This window comes from Paenibacillus turicensis, from assembly GCF_017873435.1.
GTDB classification, from domain to species: Bacteria; Bacillota; Bacilli; order Paenibacillales; family Paenibacillaceae; genus Fontibacillus; species Fontibacillus turicensis.
On the sequence record NZ_JAGGKG010000019.1, the window covers coordinates 24,835 to 49,588 of the forward strand.

The 24,754-nt window shown below is 39.3% G+C and carries 24 protein-coding genes; 12 read left to right on the top strand and 12 right to left on the bottom strand.

From position 1 onward, the window contains the following. Positions 1-8: 8 nt before the first annotated feature. Positions 9-308, top strand: a complete 300-nt coding sequence (locus J2Z32_RS17335; RefSeq protein ID WP_210090449.1) for an MTH1187 family thiamine-binding protein — start codon at positions 9-11, stop codon at positions 306-308. Positions 309-527: 219 nt separating this feature from the next. On the opposite strand, the gene J2Z32_RS17340 is transcribed toward J2Z32_RS17335, so the two are convergent. The 7 genes from J2Z32_RS17340 to J2Z32_RS17370 form a co-directional block, all read right to left on the bottom strand. Further along, complete coding sequence (locus J2Z32_RS17340; RefSeq protein ID WP_210090450.1) at positions 528-950, bottom strand: type II toxin-antitoxin system HicB family antitoxin; 423 nt, start codon at positions 948-950, stop codon at positions 528-530. A gap of 33 nt (positions 951-983) precedes the next feature. Next, the gene (locus J2Z32_RS17345) at positions 984-1,391 is read right to left on the bottom strand and encodes a YhjD family protein (RefSeq protein ID WP_210090451.1); all 408 of its coding nucleotides are present in this window, start codon (positions 1,389-1,391) and stop codon (positions 984-986) included. Between the two features lie 172 nt (positions 1,392-1,563). Continuing rightward, the gene (locus J2Z32_RS17350) at positions 1,564-1,764 is read right to left on the bottom strand and encodes a hypothetical protein (RefSeq protein ID WP_210090452.1); all 201 of its coding nucleotides are present in this window, start codon (positions 1,762-1,764) and stop codon (positions 1,564-1,566) included. Between the two features lie 23 nt (positions 1,765-1,787). Continuing rightward, positions 1,788-2,966 (bottom strand): cation:proton antiporter, encoded by a 1,179-nt coding sequence (locus J2Z32_RS17355; protein WP_210090453.1) that lies wholly within the window; start codon positions 2,964-2,966, stop codon positions 1,788-1,790. Between the two features lie 224 nt (positions 2,967-3,190). Continuing rightward, positions 3,191-4,393 carry an MFS transporter gene (locus J2Z32_RS17360; protein ID WP_210090454.1) on the bottom strand — a complete coding sequence of 401 codons (1,203 nt, stop codon included), beginning with the start codon at positions 4,391-4,393 and terminating at the stop codon, positions 3,191-3,193. A gap of 54 nt (positions 4,394-4,447) precedes the next feature. Then, positions 4,448-4,876, bottom strand: a complete 429-nt coding sequence (locus J2Z32_RS17365) for a MarR family winged helix-turn-helix transcriptional regulator (protein WP_210090455.1) — start codon at positions 4,874-4,876, stop codon at positions 4,448-4,450. A 143-nt stretch (positions 4,877-5,019) separates the two neighbouring features. Continuing rightward, positions 5,020-5,181, bottom strand: a complete 162-nt coding sequence (locus J2Z32_RS17370) for an asparagine synthase (protein WP_210090456.1) — start codon at positions 5,179-5,181, stop codon at positions 5,020-5,022. Positions 5,182-5,783: 602 nt separating this feature from the next. Between J2Z32_RS17370 and J2Z32_RS17375 the strand changes: the two genes are divergently transcribed. The 8 genes from J2Z32_RS17375 (at position 5,784) to J2Z32_RS17410 (ending at position 13,652) form a co-directional block, all read left to right on the top strand. Continuing rightward, positions 5,784-6,173, top strand: a complete 390-nt coding sequence (locus J2Z32_RS17375) for a NusG domain II-containing protein (protein WP_210090457.1) — start codon at positions 5,784-5,786, stop codon at positions 6,171-6,173. Then, positions 6,157-6,711: a Gx transporter family protein gene (locus tag J2Z32_RS17380; RefSeq protein WP_210090458.1), complete on the top strand. Its 555-nt coding sequence runs from the start codon at positions 6,157-6,159 to the stop codon at positions 6,709-6,711. The genes J2Z32_RS17375 and J2Z32_RS17380 overlap by 17 nt, the downstream gene beginning before the upstream one ends. A gap of 117 nt (positions 6,712-6,828) precedes the next feature. Beyond that, positions 6,829-7,668 (top strand): ATP-binding cassette domain-containing protein, encoded by an 840-nt coding sequence (locus J2Z32_RS17385; RefSeq protein WP_210090459.1) that lies wholly within the window; start codon positions 6,829-6,831, stop codon positions 7,666-7,668. Next, positions 7,644-8,537, top strand: coding sequence for an energy-coupling factor transporter ATPase (locus J2Z32_RS17390; protein WP_210090460.1), 894 nt, complete (start codon positions 7,644-7,646; stop codon positions 8,535-8,537). Before J2Z32_RS17385 ends, J2Z32_RS17390 begins: the two co-directional genes overlap by 25 nt. A gap of 5 nt (positions 8,538-8,542) precedes the next feature. Beyond that, a complete protein-coding gene (locus J2Z32_RS17395; RefSeq protein WP_210090461.1) occupies positions 8,543-9,340 on the top strand; it encodes an energy-coupling factor transporter transmembrane component T family protein in 798 nt (265 codons plus the stop codon). 57 nt (positions 9,341-9,397) lie between these two features. Next, on the top strand, positions 9,398-11,434 hold the full coding sequence (locus J2Z32_RS17400) for a peptidase U32 family protein (RefSeq protein ID WP_210090462.1): 2,037 nt from the start codon (positions 9,398-9,400) through the stop codon (positions 11,432-11,434). An 11-nt stretch (positions 11,435-11,445) separates the two neighbouring features. Further along, positions 11,446-12,744 carry an aspartate aminotransferase family protein gene (locus tag J2Z32_RS17405; RefSeq protein WP_210090463.1) on the top strand — a complete coding sequence of 433 codons (1,299 nt, stop codon included), beginning with the start codon at positions 11,446-11,448 and terminating at the stop codon, positions 12,742-12,744. A 38-nt stretch (positions 12,745-12,782) separates the two neighbouring features. Beyond that, positions 12,783-13,652 carry a UbiA-like polyprenyltransferase gene (locus tag J2Z32_RS17410; RefSeq protein ID WP_210090464.1) on the top strand — a complete coding sequence of 290 codons (870 nt, stop codon included), beginning with the start codon at positions 12,783-12,785 and terminating at the stop codon, positions 13,650-13,652. 241 nt (positions 13,653-13,893) lie between these two features. On the opposite strand, the gene J2Z32_RS17415 is transcribed toward J2Z32_RS17410, so the two are convergent. The 5 genes from J2Z32_RS17415 to J2Z32_RS17435 all read right to left on the bottom strand — a co-directional run bounded on the left by J2Z32_RS17415 (position 13,894) and on the right by J2Z32_RS17435 (position 19,199). After that, positions 13,894-14,874: a polyprenyl synthetase family protein gene (locus tag J2Z32_RS17415; protein WP_210090465.1), complete on the bottom strand. Its 981-nt coding sequence runs from the start codon at positions 14,872-14,874 to the stop codon at positions 13,894-13,896. Between the two features lie 36 nt (positions 14,875-14,910). After that, a complete protein-coding gene (locus tag J2Z32_RS17420) occupies positions 14,911-15,360 on the bottom strand; it encodes a hypothetical protein (protein WP_210090466.1) in 450 nt (149 codons plus the stop codon). Between the two features lie 119 nt (positions 15,361-15,479). After that, positions 15,480-17,357, bottom strand: coding sequence for an NAD(P)/FAD-dependent oxidoreductase (locus J2Z32_RS17425; RefSeq protein WP_210090467.1), 1,878 nt, complete (start codon positions 17,355-17,357; stop codon positions 15,480-15,482). A 121-nt stretch (positions 17,358-17,478) separates the two neighbouring features. Then, positions 17,479-18,363 carry an FMN-binding protein gene (locus J2Z32_RS17430; protein ID WP_210090468.1) on the bottom strand — a complete coding sequence of 295 codons (885 nt, stop codon included), beginning with the start codon at positions 18,361-18,363 and terminating at the stop codon, positions 17,479-17,481. 338 nt (positions 18,364-18,701) lie between these two features. Beyond that, positions 18,702-19,199 (bottom strand): phosphatase PAP2 family protein, encoded by a 498-nt coding sequence (locus J2Z32_RS17435; protein WP_210090469.1) that lies wholly within the window; start codon positions 19,197-19,199, stop codon positions 18,702-18,704. 323 nt (positions 19,200-19,522) lie between these two features. Here J2Z32_RS17435 and J2Z32_RS17440 point away from each other — a divergent pair, with 323 nt between their 5' ends. The 3 genes from J2Z32_RS17440 to J2Z32_RS17450 all read left to right on the top strand — a co-directional run bounded on the left by J2Z32_RS17440 (position 19,523) and on the right by J2Z32_RS17450 (position 24,752). Next, entirely contained in the window at positions 19,523-20,974 is a 1,452-nt protein-coding gene (locus tag J2Z32_RS17440; protein ID WP_210090470.1) for an ATP-binding protein, read from the top strand. 81 nt (positions 20,975-21,055) lie between these two features. Beyond that, the gene (locus J2Z32_RS17445) at positions 21,056-21,436 is read left to right on the top strand and encodes a RidA family protein (protein ID WP_210090471.1); all 381 of its coding nucleotides are present in this window, start codon (positions 21,056-21,058) and stop codon (positions 21,434-21,436) included. 190 nt (positions 21,437-21,626) lie between these two features. Further along, positions 21,627-24,752, top strand: a complete 3,126-nt coding sequence (locus tag J2Z32_RS17450; protein WP_210090472.1) for a DEAD/DEAH box helicase — start codon at positions 21,627-21,629, stop codon at positions 24,750-24,752. The last annotated feature ends 2 nt before the right edge of the window (positions 24,753-24,754 follow it).

Genomic DNA, 24,754 nt, shown 5'->3' on the forward strand with positions numbered 1-24,754 from the left:
AATCAAACATGGCAATTGCAGAAGTGACGGTTCTTCCAGTAGGGACAGGCTCAACGAGCTTAAGTGAATATGTGGCACAGCTACAACGTGTATTGCAGACTCAGCCCAAAATCCAATATCAACTCACCTCGATGAGTACCATTATTGAAGGGGAGCTGGATGATGTATTTGCAGCCATTCGCGCACTTCACGAAGCTCCATTTGATCAGGGGGTAGGAAGAGTCTCGACTTCCATTAAAATTGACGATCGACGGGACAAGGTAAGCACCTCGGAGCAAAAGCTCCGTTCTGTGTTAGAAAAGCTATAGTAAAAATGACGCCACTGGGCAAAAATTTGAGATTATTTACGATGTAGCTGGGAATCGTACTGAGTTCGTCACTCGTGACTGAACCAGATTATAATGATGGTTTCGTTGGAACGAATGAAGCCAACTTTTGCAAAGAGCTGATTTGTATGTGGTACTAGAAAAAGAAACCTTAAGGGGTTCCTTTTTCTGCATTTTTTAAAAGATAAACTAGTTATTTGCTTAAACTTGATGTTTATCAATGCCAAGACTCCGCTTTAATCCTTCCTGAAGTACCTGACTGAAATTAAGATGCTGGCGCTCAGCTTCGTCATTTAACCATTTTGGTACAGTAAGTGTTTTCTTTACGGCTTTAGACTCCATAGCATTCCTTAAAGTAGGCATATAAACTTGAATTTCACAAGCAGCTTCATTAGAATCAGCTTGCTTTAATATAATATCAAGTGGTGACGGTGTAGGAATGTGTTCTTTGTCTTGCTCCATCAAGTATAAAAAACCTTCTAATGCCTCACGTGCTGCAGCATATGCCTCGTCAGCAGTATCTCCAGAAGTAAAGCATCCTGGTAAGTCAGGAAAGCTAACTGCAATTCCGTCATTGGATGTATCAAATAATGCCCAGAATCGATAGACATCTTTTTTACTCATATAAATAACCTCCTTGGGAGAGAGATAGCATACCTATTGATACATACTAAATTCCTGCAAGTCCGCAGGTATGTTTTTATTTCTATATTTGCCGATATCTAAGCCTAAATATTTCTCCATAAGTACTCTACATTCTGTGGCTACCATCTCACTTAATAAATTCATTTCACAATGATATCCTCTACATAAATATTCGGCGTGAACGCCTTTAAGATGACGACTTTCCTTATAGACTTTAATTCCCTTTTGTCTAAAATAAGCTCTGACATTCTTTAAATCCTTTTCAACGCTACGCATTGCATGTTCAATTGTATTTAAATAAGGTTCTGGTGTTTTAAATGTGGTAGTCGCTAAATTTTTATCGCGCTCAAACGCGGTTAGTACTAAAGGCAACAATAAATATAGTTTCACGTAATACATATCTTCTGCTGTTCCGTACATAGTTACATCTCCTCAATACGAATGTATGTTCTTATTTTACGCAATATGAGGGATAATATGCAACAGGTATTTTTTTTCTTAAAATCTTCCGTCTGCAGCACCGGAATAGTGCAATACTTGGAATAAAAAAACGACCTCCATCTAGTGAAAGTCGTTTTTGCTAATTATAATTTTATCTAATTTCCATCGGATCAGCCATAAACCATGAGATATAAGAGCATTGCTGACAAATTAAAATGGCTACGCTCCGATTTGCCCAGTCAAGTCCAAAAAAAGTAGCACCCTTGGTGTTAAGCTGTCTGTAATCGAGTTCGAAAGAATCGTTTCTACAGCAAGGACAAAAGATTTTTGTATTTCCAACATGATATTGCATAGCTACACATCCCCTTGTTCTTTCTATACACTACGAGAGGAGGATTCAATTGGTTTCGGTTGATTTGGACGGACTTGAAATGTTTTCTTGAGTAAAGGAGGAGTTACCAATGTCGTAATAATGACAACAAGTACAATTGAAGTATAGGTAGACCCTGTTAATAAGTGAGATCCTGTACTAGATGTCATCAAAATTAGAGCCACCTCACCTCTGGAAATCATACCAGATCCAATGGCCATCGATTGGCGGAGGTTAAAGCCTGTTAATCTGGCCCCAAGTCCTGATCCAATCAGCTTTGTGAAGATACAAATCAAGGTTAGTATAACAATGAACCAGATTTGTTCCCCTAAACCTGCAAATGAAATATCTAATCCAATGCTGACGAAAAAAACAGGTACAAACAATGTGTAGGCAATCGGTTCAATTTTGGTTTCTACCGTATGCTTATAACTCGTTTGAGAGATAGCAATCCCAGCGGCAAATGCACCAATAATGCCAGCAACACCCATCATCTCGGCAAAATAGGAGAAGCCAAGACAGATGAAGATAGCGGCACTCACAACAGTCTCGGTCACTTTAAATTTAGACATCCATTTCATAATGTGTGGCACAATAAACCAGCCTGCGGCAATAATGACAGCGAAAAAGAGAACCTTTTTCAACAATAGCGATGGAATGGAAACAGCTTCACCTGCTCCAAAGAAGCTCATCGTTACAGCTAGTAATATTACAACGAGGATATCATCCACTACAGCGGCGCCTAAAATGGTTGTGCCTTCCTTGGAATTTAACTTATTCATTTCCTTTAAGGTTTGAACGGATATACTCACAGAGGTTGCGGAAATGACTAATGCTAAAAATAAAGCTTGCTCTGTCGACCAGCCTAATGCCATGCCAAGACTATATCCTCCGATCATTGGGAAAATAACACCACCAACGGCTACAGCAAGTGATGATTTCCAGCTTTGACGAAATTGCTCTAGATCAGTTTCTAAACCGGCAATAAACATGAGCAGTAATACACCAATTTGTGAGAAATAATGAATGAAATCACTAGGCACAATCCATCCTAGTACAGCGGGACCTAAAATAACCCCTGAAATCAGCTTGCCAAGTACAGCCGGCTGACCTAAGCGAACCGATAATGTTCCTGCGATTTTTGTAGCAAAAAGAATCAGTGCTAAAGCTAAAATAAATTCCAAATTCTCCACTTCCCTTCTATATCTAAAGCAGTGTATATGCAAAAAAGAATATTTTTTGTTTACTCAGTAGTTAGGCACAATAAATGCACAACAAAAAAGACCCTGAGTAAACAGGGTCCTAAAAAAAGACATAGCGAACCCTGCATGACAGGCTCCACCAGTATACACGTATGCTTTTCTTCTTTATATTATACCACAATACCACTGTATGAACTAGCATTTAATTATATCTGCACATCTTGTATTTTTTCTAATGGTGAGAGCTCCTTGCTTTGTTTTCGATGATGTAATAAATAGTAGAGTGCGATAACAAATACAACGATGATCGCTGAAATAAAGTACATATGACCATAGCTTGTACTAGATGCGATCATTCCGAGCAGATACGATCCAACACCGTAACCTGAATCAAAGAAGACATAAAACGTTCCTGTAGCTAAGGCGCTGTGTTTCATCGGTGCAGCTTGAATTGCAATTGTTTGTAGGCTTGGCAATAATGCGCCATAACCTAATCCGATGATCCCACCGGAGGTGAGGAAGCTAGTCCCCTGAGAGGATTGACTCAAGACGAACATCCCTATCGCAAATAAAATTAAGCCAGGATACACTAGGTAATGTTCTCCATATTTATCAAAAATACGTCCTGTAAATGGACGAGAAACCAAGATCAGTATGGCAAATACAACAAAGAAATAGCTTGCTATACTTTCGAGATTAAGATTTGTTGCATAAATTGAAATATAAGTGGCGAGGCCTGCATATGAAAAGGCGAGTACAAAACCCGTAATCGAAATAGGAATTGCTTTTGGCTCAATGTAGGAACGCCAGCCTTTTAGCTCTGTCGCAGAAAATTGCGATTCAAGAGCAGGGATTTCCAGCATACAAGCAAAAACAAAGGCTAATAACGAGAAAATAATACAGCATGCAAATAAGATCATATAGCTAAAGTGTAAACTGATCGTTAACCCTAAAAATGGCCCACACACCATGGCTAAGCTCATGAACAAAGTAAAATAGCCAATTCCTTCACCTTTACGGTGTTGTGGAATAAAGCGGATTGCAATCGCAGAGGTGCTTGTAGCTGCAATCCCAAACGCAACACCATGAATAATACGAAGTACCAGCATACTGCCAAACGAAGAAGAGAGGAGGTAAGCAAAGCTACATAATAAAAATAATCCGACTGAAAATAAAACGATTTTTCGATTATTAAATTTGTTTAGTGCCTTACCTGTTAGTGGGCGAAAAATAACGCCAGCAATAATAAATACTGTAATTACAAGCCCCATTGTTTGCTTGCCTGCGCCTAGCTCATTTGTGGCATACACAGGTAAGGTAACGGAATAAATGTAAAAGCTAATAAAAATAAAAAAACTAGTTAAACATATCAAAATAAAATTGCGGTTCCATAATTTAGTTTCGTTCAAAATAATCTCAGCTTTCTATAGTGTAATCGTGGAGTTTAAGCTACTAATTGGATATTATTTCGTACTGTTTAAATACTGATTAATCATATGTAACGATAATTTCAAATTATCTAACTGCTCTGGTGTTAATAAGGCGGCAAGCTTGTCCGTAAATTGTTTTTCAATGGGGGATAGGAGTTGACTTAAGGTGACACCAGAGGGGGTCACATAAAGAAGATAAGACCTGCGATCTAATGCATTAGCTTTACGCTCGATCCATCCTTTACGTGAAAGCTGATCTAATATTCTTGTAATGTTAGTGGGATCCTTTTCTGTTCTTTTAGAGAGCTCAAGTTGTGTAATCCCATCCCTTTCTGTTAACCGATGCAGGACATACCATTGTTCAGAGGTTATACCATATTGTTCGAATAATTGTGTCAGATGCTGCGTAACCTTACGACCTGTATTTGCTAGATTATGGCCAATCGATTGTGTTGTATCCATCTGTATATCACTCCACGCTAATAATTAGTTGCTATAACAATTATATGTATATCAATTAATTAAAAGCAAGCATTATTTATTTTAAAATAAAAACATGGCATATCACTTTAGAAAGTAACATGCCATGTTTGTCTTCAAATCGACTAATCCCGATGCTCAATTAGATCGATTGTGCCAAGCACAATATGTGCAAGACCAAAACCTAATATGCCGGTAGCAGCAAGCTTATACTTGCTTCCAAGTAGTGATGCGGCAGATGCAGATACAACAGCTCCTAGAACAGTTGGAATCAAGCCTTCACGCATAGGTAACACTCCTTAGATATTGATTTGAAAAGACATCATTAGTGTGAGGATAACTATAAAAAATTATGCATAAATGGATAGCACCTGAAGAATCACTCTTCAGGCGCTGTAGTAAAAGACTATATTTGTAATTGTCTGCTGACACAGACAAGTGGTGTTCCATCCTGCGTACAAGTACCTTACTACTTTTCTAAAACGATAAAAGCCCTGCCTCTCTTTCATCCTTGCGGTTCCTAGACCGCGCCAGTTGAATCAGAAAATGAATGCAACGTTCATACTCTTGGGTCAATAGAATAGGAATAACGTACCTGAATTGGTACTATGAGAAGGGTTGTACAACTTGAGGAACAAACCATTAATAATCAATATCTTTATATTATAGCTCATTTGAATGCAAATGTAAATACTTAACATTAAAGTTTTATTTTTAAGTAAAGTAAATAAAAAAAGTGTGTAAAAGTAATGATAATGTCTAATTTATAATTGCAAATGTTGAAAATGTGTAATTATACTCTCAAATCAGTGATTGTCGTTGAAGGATTGTTCGGTTACATGTATAATGAATAAGATTTATATAATCAAAAAATAAGGGAGTTTGCCTCATGAAACGCGGAGATGTCATAGTAATCGGCTTAGTGGTAGTCATCGCGCTGGTGTTCCTAGTCCCAAGATGGCTTGACACAAGTGAAAAAAATCACAACGAAACAAAGGTCGCAAAGATCACAGTAGATGGGAAGCTTTATAAGACTGTTAATTTGACTGAAAAAGAACAAACGATTGAAGTGAAAACAGAAGATGGCTTCAATACATTGAAGGTTCATGATTATGGAATTGAAATGACGGATGCGGATTGCCCTGATAAGGTCTGCTTATCTTTTGGATTTATAGAACGTAATGGAGGGACGATTGTATGTCTTCCACATAAGCTGATGGTTGAAATTGTAGATACAGCAGCAGGAGAAGGAGATGGAGTCGATGGCGTCGTTAAATGAAGCTTCAAATCGTGCTTTACGTAAAACGGTCATTATTGCAATCTTTGCCGCTGTCTCAGTTGTGCTAAGTATTGTTGAATCCATTATTCCTATTGCTGCTGCAGGACCCCCTGGCGCAAAGCTAGGGTTGGCCAATATTATGGTTTTGACTTGCTTATATTTTTTACCTGCACGTGACACATTGGTGATGGTACTTTTAAAAACATTGCTAACCGCCTTTATATTTGGTACATTTTCAAGCTTTTTATTTAGTATAATGGGGGCGCTATTTAGCTTTGTTGCGATGTGGTTCCTGCTTTTAGTAGGACGTGACAAGCTAAGTATGCTTAGTATTAGTGTCATTGGTGGTATTATGCATAATTTAGGTCAAGTATGTGCGGCGGCATTTTATTTCTCAGCAAGCCAAATATTTTACTACTTCCCACCTTTAATGTTAACTGGGGTTGCAACAGGCATCGCGGTTGGGATTGCAGTGCGGTATTTAATCCCTGCATTAACAAAGCTATCTTTGTTTGAGGGCTTTTTGCAACGTTCATAAAAACGAAAATACTACTTCATGCATGCTTATTTATGTAATGGAAAGCTAGTAAGTCTTAATGATTTTAATGCTTACAATCACTACTAGTCATCTCATATTAAAAAGGAGGGGAAGGTTATGACACATAAGATACCAGCTTTTGAATTACAGGAGGTATCCTTCGCCTATGCACCAGAGCAGCCAGTTTTAAGTGAGTTGACTTTTAGTATTGCCACAGGACAATGGGTATCCTTAGTTGGCGCTAACGGATCGGGTAAATCAACGCTCGCCAGATTGCTTGGCGGGCTTCTTGCTGTGAACGCAGGTGTAATCAAGGTGGACGGGACAGAGCTCAACCAAGAGAGCGCAGGGGAGCTTATGCGCCGTATTGGCATGGTATTTCAAAATCCAGATAATCAATTTATTGGAGCTACAGTCGAAGAGGATATTGCCTTTGGACTTGAAAGCTTATGCCTTCCACGTGAAGAAATGCTTGCTCGCATTAAAAAATATAGCAGCAAGCTACAGATTGAATCTCTGCTTTCAAAGCATCCTTCTGAACTATCTGGTGGGCAAAAGCAAAAGGTGGCGATTACCGCCATTTTAGCGATGGAGCCTGATTTTATTATTTTAGATGAAGCAACTTCGATGTTAGATGAAAAGGCAAGAGGCGAATTGATGGCGATCGTTGAAGAGATGCGTAGTAGCGGTCAATATACGATTATTTCAATTACGCATGATCCAGATGAAATTTTGAAATCAGATCGAGTTATTGTGTTGCAGGACGGATGTATTGCTGCCGATCTAGCTCCACAAGCCTTATTTATGGATCAAGCCCTGATGGAAGCCTGTCATTTGCTCCCACCTTATTCCGTGTTGCTTGTTCAGGAGTTAGCACAGCAAGGACTTGAAATTCCGGTAAGTGCTAGCTTAAAGGAGGTAGAGGAAGCATTATGGCAATTGTATTTGAAGAGGTAAGCTTCGCTTATGGAGCCGGAAGTGTATGGCATCATGGAGCGCTTGATCATATTAACCTTCGCTTAGAGGAAGGTGGATTTATTGGAATAGCAGGAGAAACAGGCTCAGGCAAATCTACCTTTATGCAGCATCTAAATGGGTTATTAAAGCCAACAGAGGGCAAGGTAAAGGTGCTTGATGTCACGATTGAGGCAGGAGAAAAATCGCCAAAGCTTACTGAGCTAAGACGAAGAGTAGGGCTTGTTTTCCAATTTCCAGAGCACCAGCTATTTGAGGATACCGTCGAAAAGGATATTATGTTTGGTCCTTTAAATTTTGGCGTGCCAGTAGAAGAAGCGAAGCAACGTGCCAGTAAGGCACTGCAAATGGTAGGACTAAGTGATGAGCTTTTGCCTCGTAATCCATTTCAATTGAGTGGAGGGCAGATGCGGAAGGTAGCGATTGCTTCTGTGCTTGCGATGGACCCTGAGGTCATTGTATTGGATGAGCCAACAGCAACTCTAGATCCTCAAAGTCGGGCTGAACTAGCAGAATTACTAAATTTAATGTGTAAAAAGGAAGGCAAAACGGTCATTGTAGTTACGCACCGAATGGAGGATATGCTTCCCTATGCAGACGAATGGCTCGTGATGAAAAAAGGAAAGGTTATTTTTCAAGGCACGGCCTCTGAAATGGTTGGGCACAGTGTGCAATTAGAAGAGCAAGGACTTGCCTTACCTGCATCCATCACTTATTGGAATCAGCTTGCGACTCGCTTTGGACTAGAAGATGAAGCTCCACAGTTAACAGCAAAGGCATTGGCAAAACGAATTAGTGTGGTTATTCGGGATTCAAAAGATGAAGGCGCAAGTAAAGGAGGCTCTAGTTAAGTGAAATGAGAAATCGGCTGTTATTTGGACGTACAATTGATACCGGCTCATGGATTCATCATTTAGACCCCAGAGCCAAAATTACGGGCATGGTGTTATACCTTATTGCATTGCTCCTTGTGCGAACGTGGATTCCGCTTGCCATCGCGATTATTTTTTCAATCCTTTATATGTTAGCTACTAAAATACAATTACGTTATTTTGCTAAGGCGGCAAAGCCGTTATGGGTCATTATCGTTTTTATTTTTATTATTCAGACGTTAACGATAGGTGGGGAGCATATTTTGTTCCAGCTTGGTGGGTTTAAGATTTATGTAGAGGGTTTTAGTGCAGGGCTTATTTCGGCTTTAAGAATGACCTTGCTGGTGTCTTTTACCGCAATTTTAACCTTTACGACGACCCCTGGGGTGTTGAATCAAGGCTTAGATGGTGTGTTAAAGCCACTTAAAAAAATCGGAGTGCCTAGCGATCGTTTGACGTTGATGTTAGGAATTGCATTACGCTTTATACCGACAATTTTGGATGAAACCCAAAAAATTATGATGGCACAAGCCGCACGTGGAGCCGATGTAAAGGAATTACCTTGGAGGGAAAAAGGGAAGCTCCTGATTTCATTACTAGTTCCTGTGACAGTAGGCGCATTTCGCCGTGCAGAAGATTTAGTGTTATCGATGGAATCAAGAGGATATGTGGTTGGGCAACCACGAACGCAATTTCGCCAGCTTCATTGGGGAAGTAGAGAAACCTTTTTTACGGCTTCTTATGTGTTGCTTATTGGTATTGTTATTTTATTTCGTTTTTAATATCCACATATTATCCACAATATATCAACAGGTTTATCAACAGAGGGGGAAATCATCATGGCACGTTTTTTTAATGGTAAGTTGGTAGAACTACTAGCGCCAGTAGGTACATTTGAAATTTTTAAAGAGGTTATTCAGGCAAATTGTGATGCAGTTTATATGGGTGGACCCAGCTTAAACATGCGAATGATGCGTAAAGGTTACAATTTTACATTAGAGGAACTCGCTGAGGCAGTAAAAATTGCGCATGGTTTAAATAAAAAGGTCTATGTGACAGTCAATAATTTATTGCATGAGGGTGAAATTGAAGAGGCACGCACTTATTTGCAGTTTTTAGAGCAGGCAGGACCGGATGGTTTGATTGTGCAGGATTTTGCTGTCGTGGCATTGATCAAGGAAATGGGACTTAACTTAGACGTGCATTCTTCTGTTATGATGAATGTACATAATGTAGAGATGGTTAAGGCGCTTCAGGAGTTAGGTGTTAAACGGATTGTAGCATCTAGAGAAATGGATTTAATGACAACAAGATATTTACAGCAGGTCACTGGCATGGAGATTGAATATTTTGTGCATGGAGATATGTGTTCTGTGCATGGTGCTAATTGCTATTTCAGTTCGATGGTGTTTGGAATGAGCAGTAACCGTGGTAAATGCTTGAAGCCTTGTCGTTGGGATTATCGGGTGAAGAAGGATGGGTATGTGTATCCTGCCGAATATCCGCTTGCAGTCAAAGATATGTCTATGTATGAGCATATTCCTGAGTTGATTCATGGTGGCGTTAACTCCTTTAAAATCGAAGGTAGAATGCGTGATGCTAACTTTGTGGTGATGCTTGTGAATGCGTATGGAGATGCCATTGATCGTTACATTGCTGATCCAGTTGGTTTTGAGCGTCAGAGAGATACAGATCTAATTCACAACAACCGTAAGCGGGATTTATCCGTTGGGTATGCGTTTGGTAAACCAGGCTTAAGTAATATTAATCGCAGATTCGAAGGGACAGGAAAGTTCTATAGTACAGGAAAAGTGTTTAGTACGCCTACCGAGGAACGTGAAATAAGTCACAAAAGACTTGAAGCAATAAAAGAGGAATTAGCTAGCGTAAATGTGCGTCCTCACAAACAACATCAAGGGACTGCTGAGATTTCCGTCCATGTAAATAATATGGTACAAGCAAAGGCTGCACTTGCAGGGGGAGCAGAACATATTTATTTGTCAGGCGACGTGTATGAACCTGATACACCGTTTACTAGAGTCCAAATCGAGCAATTAGCAGCAATGAAGGGCAATGCCAAGCTATATGTATGCTTACCACGAATGATGACCGAATTACAGTTTGAAATTTATGAAGGCTTATTGTTTGGGGAACGACTGCCGATTGATGGCATAATGGTAACGAATTTAGGGGCGATTCATAAATTTGCAAGCTGTGGATATCCTTTGATTGGTGATTTTAACTTAAATGTGTATAATCATATATCTGCTGATTTTTATTTTAAAAGAGGCGTAGAGCGTCTTACCGCTTCTATTGAATTACCTTTACTAGAGTTGAAAACATTACTAGAGCAGACAGAAGCACCACTTGAAATGCTTGTTCATGGATCACCTGCAATTATGTACATGGAGCATGATCTATATGAAAATGCAGAGCATTTCGAGCCGATAGAAGAAGAAGACAACTACTACGTAAATAATAGTGTTTTAGTGCTAAAAACAGATAAAGGTGAAAATCCTGTGTATCGTGATGTACATGGACGTAATCATTTAACATTAAGCAAAGAGTTATATATGCTTCCATTTGTTGCGGAGCTACAGCAAGCCGGTGTGGCTGTTTTCCGGATTGAAGGAACAACGTATACCCCAGAGCAACTAGAACGTATTGTGGCGGCGTATAGAGCTGCTTTATGTCATAGTAGCAATGGTAATAGTGATAATAGTAATCATGGTGATAAGTCCACCAATATCGAGTTAGAGCCTGTTTATTCTGGTTATACGCTAGGTGCGTTACAATTTAATGGCGGACATGCGACTACGGTTCAATCGGTAGAGGAAGCGCAGCAGGAGGCAGAGGGAACTAAAATCAACAGTTAGGAGTGAGTATTATGCAAACATTCATCGGACCAAATGAAATTATCGCAAAGCGACAACAATATTTTTATCCCTGTACGGCGCATTTTTATCGTAACCCACCTCAGCTTGTAAAAGGGGATATGCAATACTTATACGATCATGAAGGACGTAAATATTGTGACTTTTTTGCAGGAGTCTCTGTTGTAGCGAGTGGGCACTGTAATCCAGAAATTGCTGCCGCATCTGTGAAGCAGCTTGAGACGTTACAGCATACGTGTACGATTTATTTAACACAACCAAATGTGGATTTGGCAGAACGCCTTGCAAAGGTGTTACCAGGTTCATTAACTCGTACTTTTTTTGTAAATAGTGGTTCAGAGGCAAATGAAGGAGCTTTAACACTTGCTAGAATGCATACTGGGCGCAAGGAGTTTATTGCACTAGAGCATGGGCTTCATGGGCGCACTTATTTGACGATGAGTGTAACTGGGCTTGCGATGTGGCGTAATGATCCTGAATTAAGTCACGAAACAGGGGTACACTTTATTCCACGTCCTTATGAGCTAGGTGTGGATTCAGAAGTGGCAGAAAAACGTTCGTTGGATGCACTTGAGGCGGTTTTAAAGGAACGTGGAGATAAAATTGCCGCGATGATTGTAGAGCCGATTCAGGGAAATGCAGGAATTATCGTACCTCCAGCGGACTATTTTGCAAAAGTTAGTGCCTTGCTTAAGGACTATGGTGTATTATTAATTGCAGACGAAATTCAGACTGGCTTTGGCCGAACTGGATCGATGTTTGCGATTTCCAGCTTTGGTGTCGTGCCTGATATTATTTCTATGGCTAAAGCGTTAGGAAGTGGGGTTCCAATTGCAGGATTTGCAACAACAGATGAAGTCGCCGCGAGTTACAATCGTCCTTCTGCGTCTACATTTGGTGGGAATCCCGTTGCTGCTGTGACTGGTTTAGCCGTCTTAGATTACATTGAGTCTCACCAATTGCCACAACGTGCTAGCCAGCTTGGTCAAGTGTTATATCAAGGCTTAGAGGGGCTAGCAGAGCATTTCCCTGAGCTTATTACTGAGGTGAGAGGTGCAGGCTTGATGATTGGTTGTGAACTGATGGCACATGAGCCTAGTCGTGGGGCACAGCTTGTTGACGATGTTTTGGAGGAAATGAAGGATCGTGGTTTTATTATCGGCAAAAATGGATTAAACCGCAATGTTCTTGCTTTCCAGCCGCCACTTGTGATTGATGTAAATGACATTAAAGAGATGCTTCAGGCGTTGGAGCAAACGTTAAGTAAGCTGTTACCAAATTTTAAGAGGTAGTCACTGTACAAAATGAAGGATGCGGGAGTAGAAGCACAATGGATTATGCTAGAAAAATAAGTCATAAGATTAGGATGTATGGCGAATTAGTTATGTTTTCACATACGTTATTCTCCTTGCCTTTTGCCATTATATCTATGGTGTGGGCGGCAGAAGGCTTGCCGTCTGGTCATGTCATGTTATGGTCACTCATTGCACTTGTTGCCGCAAGAAATGGAGCAAATGCGTTTAATCGTATTGTAGATCGTGTATTTGATGGACAAAATCCACGAACTGCTCATCGGCATTTGCCAAGGCACCTGCTAGAGTCAAAAGAGGTTATGGTTTTTGTCATTATAAACTATGGAATTTTCATTTTTGCAGCAGGGATGCTCAATATGTTGTGTCTGGTGTTATCACCTGTTGCAATATTTTTAATCTCTTCATATTCCTACACAAAGCGATTTACGTACATGAGTCACCTGTATTTAGGTTTTACAATCGCTTCCGCACCGATAGGTGCATGGTTTGCAGTGACAGGGGCATTTGCATTTACACCCTTTATATTAGGGACAATCGTGATGTTGTGGATTGCTGGATTTGATATTATTTATGGCTCTCAGGATATTGAGTTTGATAAGAACCACCAGCTATGGTCGATTCCAAGTGTATTTGGTCTTAAAAATGGGTTGCGTATTGCAGCAGGACTACATTTTATAATGGTTATATTGCTGATCTCGCTTATACCGATTCGTGGGCTAGGTTGGATTTATATCGGAGGATTACTAATAGCAGTGGTATTGTTATTAACGGAGCATCATATTATTAAGCCTTCTAATCGTAAAATTATGAATGTAGCTTCTTATAATTTGAATCAGGTGATTAGTATGGTTATTTTATGTGCGACAGTGTTAGATTATTTCTTATAGTGGTGGGGGCTACGGTGTAGAGGGTTCTTACGATCGTTGTTAAAACCAGATTCCTTTTATTATGGAGAATAATGTTAGAATCAGGTTTTAAAGACGAGCGCGTTGCTTCTCCAGAATCCCTCTACCCCTCCGCTTAATAAGTTGAAAACAAAAAAACGACGAAGTGCTGATCGTGTAGGTGCCCTCAAGTTGCCTTTGATCAATGCTTTGTCGTTTTCTTTAATTAATTTTTATATAATTATTAGTAATCTCGTCCACTGAAATAATCCAATAATGCCTGAAGATCACGATGGGCAGGATAGTCTGCTAATTGCTCAATGATATGTTGTGCTTCAGTTAAATATTGGTTGCTTAGTGCCTCTGTTTGAGCTAGTGCATCACTCTTCGAAATTGCTTCAATCGCGAGCTGCACCTCTTCCGAAGAGGAAGCTGCATCAATAGAAGCAATCAATGCTGCACAAGCCTTATCTTGAAGTGCAAACAAAACAGGTAAAGTGACTTGTCCAGACTTTAGATCATTGCCCGCAGGTTTACCTAAAGTATGTGAGGTTTGAATAAAGTCCAATAAGTCATCGCGAATTTGAAAAGACATCCCTAGCTTTTCACCAAATTGATACAGTAGTGTATAGACTTCTTCAGGTGCTTTTGCCGCCCTTGCCCCAATTTGTAGACACGAAGCCATTAATCCAGCTGTTTTATTTTTGGTTTTTTCTAAGTATTGCTCAATTGTAATACCATAATCATATTTATGAGTGAGCTGTTGGTACTCGCCTAGACATAATTGGGTAGTTACAAGTGAGGATAAATCGTAAGCATAACGCTCCTGATCAGCAGAATACTGCGATACCAGTTCCATTACACGTGCAGACATGTAGTTACCTAAATAAATCGCACGCTCAATTCCAAGCTGAATATGTAGAGCTGGTTGACCTCTACGTAGTGGAGAATCGTCAATAATGTCATCGTGAATTAATGAGGCAGCATGAATAAATTCCGCAATTGCAGCCAGTTGCCAAATTTGTTTCTTATCTGGAGAGGGCCCAAATCTACTACCTACAACAACCATCAAAGGGCGGATCCGCTTACCACCCGCGTTTACAAGCTTTATAATACTTTTGGATAATAAATCGGAGTTAGATAAATGCTTGTCATGTTTTATAATGTTCTCAATTTCACGATCAATTGACCTTAATGGAATATTCAGCGTCTCGTTAAGCTTCATGGGAAAAATCTCCTTCAGGTCAAGTCTTAATTAGAATTAGATTGCATTGCTAATTTTGCCATCACTACATTTAAGCTCAAGGAATGCTTCTAATCCATTTAGCAACAAATGATTATTATTATAACCATTAAACCTGTCAATTTGCATTTGTTTAACTATGGGTGCTAAATGAATAAAAAAGTCATGCTCTTCAAACCGCAAACATAATTCAATGTATAAGCTATATAGGTAGTCGCCATCTAAAATTTTGCGAATTAGTGCTTCACTGGAGGATACATTAGCTTCGCTATGACGGTAAGAGGCGAACGTTATGACAATATAAATTGCAAGCAAATGCTTCTGACGTAAAGATGATAAATTATAATTTAATAATAAGCTTGCTGCTGATAATACATCTAATTGTTCATCATCCAAATGAATGCCGGTATCAGGCGAAATCTCATGTTGTACAAGCTGAACAGCATCGAATATTAGATTCGTATTCATTGGGGTCACTCCTCGGCAAGCAGGTAAATAAAAATCAATCTAATCAAGCTAAAAATGAGAGTAATGTGCGTGATGCACATTACTCTCTTGTTAAAAGTATTTACATACTCCATCTAAAACTATTCGGTGTAAAGATACCATCTACGAACGAAAGGAAGCTTCTTCCATTGCTTCTTAAGCCAAGGTAATACATAGTAGTCAAGACCAAATGCACTACCTGAACCACCGATAAGTGCAACACCAGCAGCCATATACCATAACATTTCAGTAGATGCCATGCTAGAAGACCAGATCATAATACCAAGTCCAACGGTAACCGCAGAAGATACAGCGGTGAATAAGCCAACAATTAGCATTGCGCCAATCGCGATTTCAGCAAATACCATAAAGAATTGGAAAATAGATGCTAGATCTGTATAACCACCATTTGAAGTATAGAAGAAAATATCCATAAACCAGTTAACCATGCTCTTAATGAAATCAGGCACTGGTAATGCAGTTACAGCGTGAGAAGCACTTTCTACTGCGGAAGCAGCAGTTTGAGCATCAACAGTTTCAGTTACTGCCTTAGAAGCTTCACTTGCTGCTGATACAGCATCACTAGCATGTGGTGAAGCAGGGATTAAGAAAATGTTAGAAGGGTTATCAAGGATTTTTGGTAATTTATCCAATCCTTCTTGCAACCACTTGTAACCAACAAAGATACGTAATGGAAGCAACCAGAAGTTAGGTGAACGTTTTGCAAAATGACCACCAACAAAGCTTCTTCTGTTGTTCACATGGAAAAATTCATGCATCATATAAGTCCATACTTTAGCAAAGCCAGCTACAGTAAACAAGTAATACATATTAATAAGGTGTTTACTTGCCATAGCCATAAATCCGCTAAGCATAAACATTTTGTTAGGAAGACCAACGTTAGCTACACCATAACGGCTACCGATACATACCATCGTGCCATGGAATCCTGGTTTATAGGATTTTTTAGGTTTGCCTTTAACGTCTGCGTAAATATTGTGTGCAATAAGTGGACCTGATTGCTCAGCATTTTCAACCATTTGCGGAACTGGACGTTCTTCGCCTTCTGGAATATAGAAAATGTTGTCCCCTACAACGTATACATCTTCATGATCAACACTTTGCAGCTTGTCATTTGTTAAGATACGTTTACGTCCTTGTTGTTGTACATCCAGTGTACCAATAAGATCCGAGCCTTCTACTCCAGCAGTCCATACGATCGTATGTGCATCTAGCTCTTTATCACCCAGCACTACACTGGTAGCATTAACACCAGTAATTTTTGCACTTGTAATAATTTCAACGTTCATTTTGTTCAAACGTTTTGTTGCTTTTTGGATTAGCTTATCAGGCAGGATTGGCAAAATTTTTGGCGCCATATCTGCAACAACCAAACGAACCTCACTTGGATCGATGAAAAATTCTTTACACAATTCATCACGATATTCTGCCATTTCACCTATCAATTCAACACCAGTGAATCCAGCACCTACAACAACAAAGGTTAACATTTTTTTGCGTTTTACTGCATCAGTTTCCTTAGCAGCCAAGCTAAACATTAAACGAGTTTGGTCTTTAAGACGTACTGCGTCCTCATAAGACCAGAAGGATAAAGCATTTTCTTCCGCACCTGGGATACCAAAGAAGGTAGGCTTGCTACCACTACCAATTACAAGGTAATCATAATTGTAGGTATTTTTTTCAGATACCAGTTTTTTGGATGCAAAATCAATGTTGTCGATGTGATCTAACACAACATCCACTTTTTGACCTTGGAAAATCTTTTTAAGCTCAATTTTGATTGAATCTTCTGGAGTACGATTAGCCGCAACTTCATGTAATTCAGTCAACAACGTATGATAAGGATTTTTATCAATTAATGTGATTTCAACATCCTTATCCTTTTTGAACAATTTGGCTAGGTGTTTAGAAGTAACAACACCACCATATCCGCCGCCTAAAACGACTATTTTCTTCAAAAAATTCACCTTCTTAAATTGGATAGATTCATGCATGTGATGAAAGGTATATTATCGGCAGTTTACATGATTTATTTCATAGTAAATGATGTAAACTGCCTAATTATGAACTGAATAAATATTATTTAGCTTGTTCTAAAGCTTTCGCAGTAAGATCGTAGTAGCTCTTCAAGCTGATAGAAACACCAGAGATTGCATCTGTTTTACCTTCGTCATTGAATGTCAATGCTGCAGGATCTTGTTTTTCAACGATAAATTCTTCAGCTTTAGCAGCTTGCTCGTGCCATTCGGATTGAGCGCCACCAGCTTTCATACCGTATTTACCATCGATAGAGTTTTGTTTTTTGTCTTCGCCTTTTTCATTAATACCACTGAAATCAACGTTTACGATTTTACCAGCAGCGATCACAACGTCAACAGTGCCCTTCCAACCAGATTGAGCGTCGAATGCATCTTCTTCTGCATGGTAGTTACCATCTTTGTAAGGGCCAACTTGGATTGGACCAGCAGCAAGAGCTTCATCAGCTAAAGTGAAAAATTCGTTAACATGAACAGAAACACCAGAGATCGCATCCGTTTTACCTTCGCTGTTTAATTCCAACTTAGTATCTTGTTTTTCAACTAAGTAAGCTTCAACTTTAGCAGCTTGCTCGTGCCATTCAGCTTGAGCACCGCCAGCTTTCATACCATATTGGCCTTTTTCGGAATAAGTAACTTTGTCAACAGGAACAGTAGAGTTAGTTGCATTCCATTTCGCTTCTGTAATTTTGCCGCCACTTACTTTTAGTTCTACAAAATAACGCCAGCCAGTTTTTTCGTCTGCTTTACCTTGAGCAAAATAAGTACCATCAGCATAAGTGCCATCTTTAGCACCACTGTTTGCTGGAGTTTCAACCTTAGTTTCTGTGTTTGCTGGTTTTTGCTCAGCATTTTTTTCTTTAGAACCACAACCTGCTAAAAGACCTAACGCTAATACACTGCTTAAAATGATAGCTGTTTTTTTCATTAGTAATGACCTCCACGTTTCTTTAGTAAAATTTTTGAAAAATATATATTAAAATGCAAACCATTTTAATAACGAAATAATAATAAACTAGAGCATCCGTTGGCATTCTAGCATATAAACGAAGTAGATTATGTGAAATTAATCACTTGACCTGTGACATAAGTATCTTTATCGATCAACACAAAAAAATAATAACATTCATAAGTGAAAATGAAAAGGATTATTTTTTAAATATTTATTTTGTGATGGTCTTTTTTTATTATATCATACACTTATCCATCGTGGTGTTTTAATTTTTAATTGTTTGTGTCTTGTTTTAATTTATTTTTATATTTAAGCTATAAACGCAGATGTTGTCGTAATCTTTTCTGTTTGTTGCCATTTAGCAGACTCACACCATAGATGAAGCAAAAAACAACTTCTCCTAGCAAAATCGCAGCGAATGCATCATAAATAACATGTTGCTTGATAAATAAAGTAGATAAAATAATAGTAATTGATATGATCGTAAAAGTAGTTTTTGTCCGATTTGATATGTTTTTAGATAACCAAGCTCCACGCATAACAAGATAAGAGTGCAAGCAATGAATGCTAGGAAAGCAGTTGAATGGCGGATCATTGCGATAAATGGTTTGTAAAAGTTGCTCCGTCCAATTTGTAACAAAAATTACAGGGCGAATAACAGTAGTCTGGAAGTTATAATAAATGATATAACAAAAAATAAGAGAAATATTCATGGAGATAAGGATTTTAAAATACATGCTACGATCCTTTAGACATAAAAAAGCCATTGCAATAAAAATATATGGATACCATCCAAGGTAAGGGATACTCATGGAAGGAATGAGGGGAATCACTTGGTCTATTGGCGACAGGAGTACTTTTGCGTGTCCTCCATCATTATTTAATAGATTATAAAAAACGCTCATAAACGCAATAGAGCTGAGGCAACTCAGTGAAAGCAAATAATTTTTATTCAAAAGCCTTTTCATTACATAGCACTCCTTTAACATTCAGCATGAAGGCAAGCAATAAATGCACTGGAGCTTTGCGTTATTGCCTAACCTGCTCGCGCATCTATCATAGCAATTAAAGTTCAAGAAGTGAATATAGAAACAAGTAGTTAAATCAAAGGCCAAAATATAGAGGGAGCGTTCACATGAATTTTGGAATTATGTTTTTTATGAATTTAGGCATGTTAATTACAGTGGCATATGTTGCTAATGTTATCTATAAGTATATTTTTGCGAATACCTCAAAAGAAGTAAATTATGTGTTATCCATTGTACTCATTATTTTTGCTGGTTGGGTAAGTATGTTTTTTGGTTTTCAAATTGGAGAAACCGTCATTTTCGATTTGCGTTTTATTCCGCTGCTTATCGCGACCGTCATTTATCGAAATCCTTTGACGTTGGTTGTGATTGGATGTGGAATCGGATTGCTGCGCCTGACCTTTGGCTTAAATCCTGCTTCAATTGCGGGTATGATCAATTTATTTTTGTTAGGCATTTTATGTGCAGGCCTTAACATGTGGATGCAAAAAAGCACCTACAGATTTTATGTTAAGGCGTTTATTGTCATTTTAGTTGTTAACTTAACAAACTGTATCAATATCGCAATTTTTGGTGTATATCCTTTTATGTTTTACATGACTAAAATAATGCCAATCACACTTCCAATCAGTATTGCGCTTAGTTGTATTTTTGCTTTAATATTACGTGACTTCCAACTAGAGCAGCGTCATAAGCTGGCATTAAAGGAAGCGAACCAGTTACTTATAAAACAAAAGGACGATCTTCATCAGGTAAAGCTTAATTTACAGGAGCGAGCGGAGCAGCTTGCATTAGCCTCAAAATATAAAACGGAATTTTTAGCGAATATGTCTCATGAGCTTAGGACACCCTTAAATGGCATCATTAACTTTGCACAATTGATCACTGAGTCTGAGGACAGTAGTGCGGACTCCAAGCAATATGGATCTTTTATTTATCGCTCGGGGCAAGATTTGCTACAGCTAATTAACGATATTCTTGATTTATCTAAAGTAGAAGCAGGAAGACTTGAGATCCTTCATGAGGAAGTCAATGTTCATGAATTTCCAGATTTAATGCAGGTGCAGTTTCAGCATATTGCGAATGAAAAAAATATTGATTTTCAAATCAAAATTGAACCTTCGGTACCCCATGTCGTTTATTCAGATGCAAATCGAATTGGTCAAATTTTAAGAAACTTATTAGCCAATGCCTTTAAATTTACAAGTGCAGGTGTAGTAAGTCTTAGTATTGAAATGGAAAAGAACGTTAAGGACAGCATTGATGATAGTATTGTCAGTAATGTTAATAATAAAGCTACGAATTGGATTATATTCCATGTGATTGATTCGGGAATTGGTGTGCCTGAGGATAAAAGAACGCTCATTTTTGAACCTTTTCAGCAAGCAGATGGCTCCATTAGTCGTAGATTTGGTGGAACAGGCTTAGGTCTACCTATAAGCTGCAATTTAGCTAGACTTTTAGGTGGATGCATACGATATTCTAACCGTAGCGAGGGAGGAAGTGTTTTTTCCTTTTACTTGCCTGCTTACACGACACCTCAAGGCGATAAAATATAAAAGTTTGGCGGTTTTCCTATAACAGATTGTGGTACAATACATTTTAATTCATTGTTTAAATTTGAAAGGTGGTCACTGTGAATGTCAAAGCAAGTCATTTCAACTGCTTCAGCACCGGGTGCAATTGGACCTTATTCTCAGGCAATTCTTATTAATAACTTGGTTTACACATCAGGACAATTAGGTCTTGATCCAGTTACAGGTGAACTACCTGAAGGTGTAGAGGCTCAGGCCGCTCAGTCACTTCGTAATGTAGAGGCAGTTTTAGCTGCTGCAGGGACAGGTCTAGAGCATGTCGTTAAAACGACAGTTTTTTTAAAGGACATGAATGATTTCACAAAAGTGAATGAAGTATACGGTACATTTTTTTCACAACCTTATCCCGCAAGAAGTGCAGTAGAGGTGGCTCGCTTGCCTAAGGATGCATTGGTTGAAATTGAAGTTATTGCGCTTAAACCGTAAGCAATGCTTGAATGAGCCATAAGCTGGGGTCGACCTGCATATACAGGTCGCTCCGGTTTTTTTGTTTTATTAATCCAAACTTTAGCGTAACTTGGTTTTATCTGGTTGGATTTTCGTATAAAATAGTATAGATATGCACATGAGGAAATGCACATAAGGAAACAAAGAATTAACATGACGGGAGATCATCATGAATCAGCGTCTTTATGGAATTTGGCTAGGTGAAGTGTTATTTTGCTTTTCCGGCGAAACTTCAGAATCAAAAATAGATACTTGGACGGCGCAGGTAAGAAAAATTAGTTTCGATGCGGGAGTACGTCCATTTCAGCAGGCATTACTGCGTTTAGCAGAGGTCCGTTATCCCGTTAAGCATGCAACCCGTAAAGCGGTAAACAACGAGCGTAAAGGGCTACTTGGGCGCACACTAGAGGGGCTTGCCTTATCTGCTCTGGATACATGGGATTTATTACTTCATTGGGACGAGAGCAAGGTTCAGTCCTTTGGCTTCGAATGTGGAGCTGAATTTAATTATTGGAGCAATGCACTTAAGTTTGCACTTAAATTACTTGAGCAGGGGCAAATTGTACCCATGGCTTATGAGGCAACTCAGATGGGTGGTCGAAGACGTGGTACCCAGCCGGTGATGAGTGCCAGCTTTGGCCCTTATTTAGGAAATGAGCATGATGAGGAACTGTTTCGTAGTCTTGCAGCGGCGATGCCGCCGATTGGGCTTGCTGCTTCTCATCATCTAAAAATACAGGATGACTCCATTGAAATGATGCAGATGGTAGTATTACATTCCTTCCTTAGTACAATGATAGATTTTAAAGTGCGACAATCCATTAATTCGCTTGGGCCGAAGCTTAAACGGAGTAAAGCCGATTATCGTAGAGGATATTCACCCATACATGAGTTGTGGTGGAATCATCTATTAGGCACTCAAGCGTTGCAATTTCAAGGCACTACCCAAGAAGTTGAGCAGTTAATCGAAGACACCGCTAGGGTAGGCAATCACATCTTGCATAAAGAAAGGGCAGAGCTGAAGGAAACGGAGCAGGTGGGCACGATTCGTTTATGTGTTCGGCTAGAGCCCTATCAAGTCCAAACAGATCTGCCAGTAGAGGTGGTTCAGTCAAATCCAAAGTGGCAGGTTAGCTTTTTAGCTGAAGGTGTAGAGGACCCAGCTGTATCCATTCCAGCCGATGTCATTTGGAGCTTAAATGAGCAAAATCCGAGTTTACGGGGGAGAGTTTATCACCATATTCAGCAAAATCTATTGCTTAGATTAGGCAAGGCAGCTACACTTTGTCCTGAAATCAAAGCGTTATTGTTATCTCCAAGACCTGTTGGTGGCATTTTAGAGGCAAAGGAAGTATTCCACTTCTTAAGCCATTCCGCAGCATTGCTACACAAAAATGGTGTAACTCTGCAGATGCCATCAAGCTGGTCTAAAGAAGGAAGAAAAACTGCGTCTATTAAAGTAAAGGCGGATCATTGGGCAGATGGAAATACAGCAGGAGATAAGTCATTATTTGGTGTGGAGCAATTAGTTTCATTTCAAGCAGATATCATGCTGGATGGTGAGGTTCTCACTGTTCAGGAGCTTATGGAGTTATCCGCTTCAAAATCTCCACTCGTTTTTTTTAGAGGAAGATGGATTGAAATTAATTTGAAGGAAATAAAACAGGTTCTTAAATTTATGAAGCGGCATGAACAGCAAAGTACGATGTCATTTAGAGAGCTTATGCATTTGACAGCCCTAGAGGATGAGGCGCGAATGCTGGATGGCATCTATGTCGAGGATATTGACTCTGGCCAATTGCTGTCTCAATTTATTATAAATAAAGAGCAGATGGAGGATTGTGGTTGGAAGGTGCCTAATGCCTTGCAGGGTACGCTAAGACCTTATCAGGAGCGTGGCTTTCAGTGGTTATCTGTCATGCGGAAATTTCAGTTTGGTGCGCTATTGGCAGATGATATGGGGCTGGGTAAAACGATTCAGGTTATTACTGTCCTGTTAGACAATATAAAAAGCTCCAAGTCATGTGGGCTTATTGTATGCCCTACTTCCTTAATTGGCAACTGGGAGCGGGAGCTAGAACGTTTTGCACCCCAGCTTAAATTGTATATCCATCATGGTAGTGATCGATTGCATGGGGAGGATTTTGTAAGAAAGCAGGAGCAATATGACGTGGTGTTAACGACCTATCAATTAGTGGGTAGAGATGCCAAGGAGCTTCAAGCGGTACAATGGGATACGGTTGTGCTTGATGAAGCGCAATATATTAAAAACTATCGCACAAAACAAGCGCAAAGTGTCATGAAGCTTCATGCCAACCACCGGATTGCCATGACAGGTACACCTGTAGAAAATCGCCTGAGTGAGTTGTGGTCCATTTTTCAATTTTTGAACCCAGGTTATTTAGGCTCTCATGCTTTCTTTAAGGCACGTTATGGAAATAGTGATCAACCTGACCAACTCAATGTATTACGTACATTAATTGCTCCATTTTTGTTGAGAAGATTAAAAAGTGATCCACTTATTCGTAAGGATTTACCTGAAAAAATTGAGTTGAAGTCATATTGTACGTTGACACAAGAGCAGATCCAGCAATATGAGCAGGTGACATCAAGGTTGTTGTCACAACTTGGTGATCGAACAGGAATTGCTCGTAAAGGATTAGTATTATCCTCCTTGACCCAGCTCAAGCAAATATGCAACTATCCAATCCAAGGTGACAATCAGACTGGAAAAGATGCCTTGGAGCGGTCAGGAAAGCTGCTAAGATTAGCTGAGCTACTTGATTTAATTATGGATAATAGTGAAGCAACCTTGATTTTTACGCAATATGTGCAGATGGGTCATATGTTGCAGGAGCATTTAGCGTCAAGATACAAAACAACTCCTTTTTTCCTGCATGGTGGCGTCACCAAGGCCGAAAGAGATAAAATGGTAACTCAATTCCAGGAAGGTCAAGGTTCTCCAATATTTATTTTGTCGCTTAAGGCTGGTGGGGTTGGCTTGAATTTAACGAGAGCGAATCATGTAATCCATTATGATCGCTGGTGGAACCCTGCTGTCGAAAATCAAGCTACAGATCGTGTTTTTCGCATTGGTCAACAAAAAAATGTCGAGGTGCATAAATTAATTAGTTTAGGAACGTTGGAAGAAAAAATAGACGAGCTGATCGAAGCTAAACGGTCTTTATCTGAGCAGGTGGTTGGCTCTGGAGAACAATGGATCACAGAAATGAGTAACGATGAGTTGACTAGGCTTATTACACTTGGAGCAGGGAACATGGGAGGAGGGATGTAACG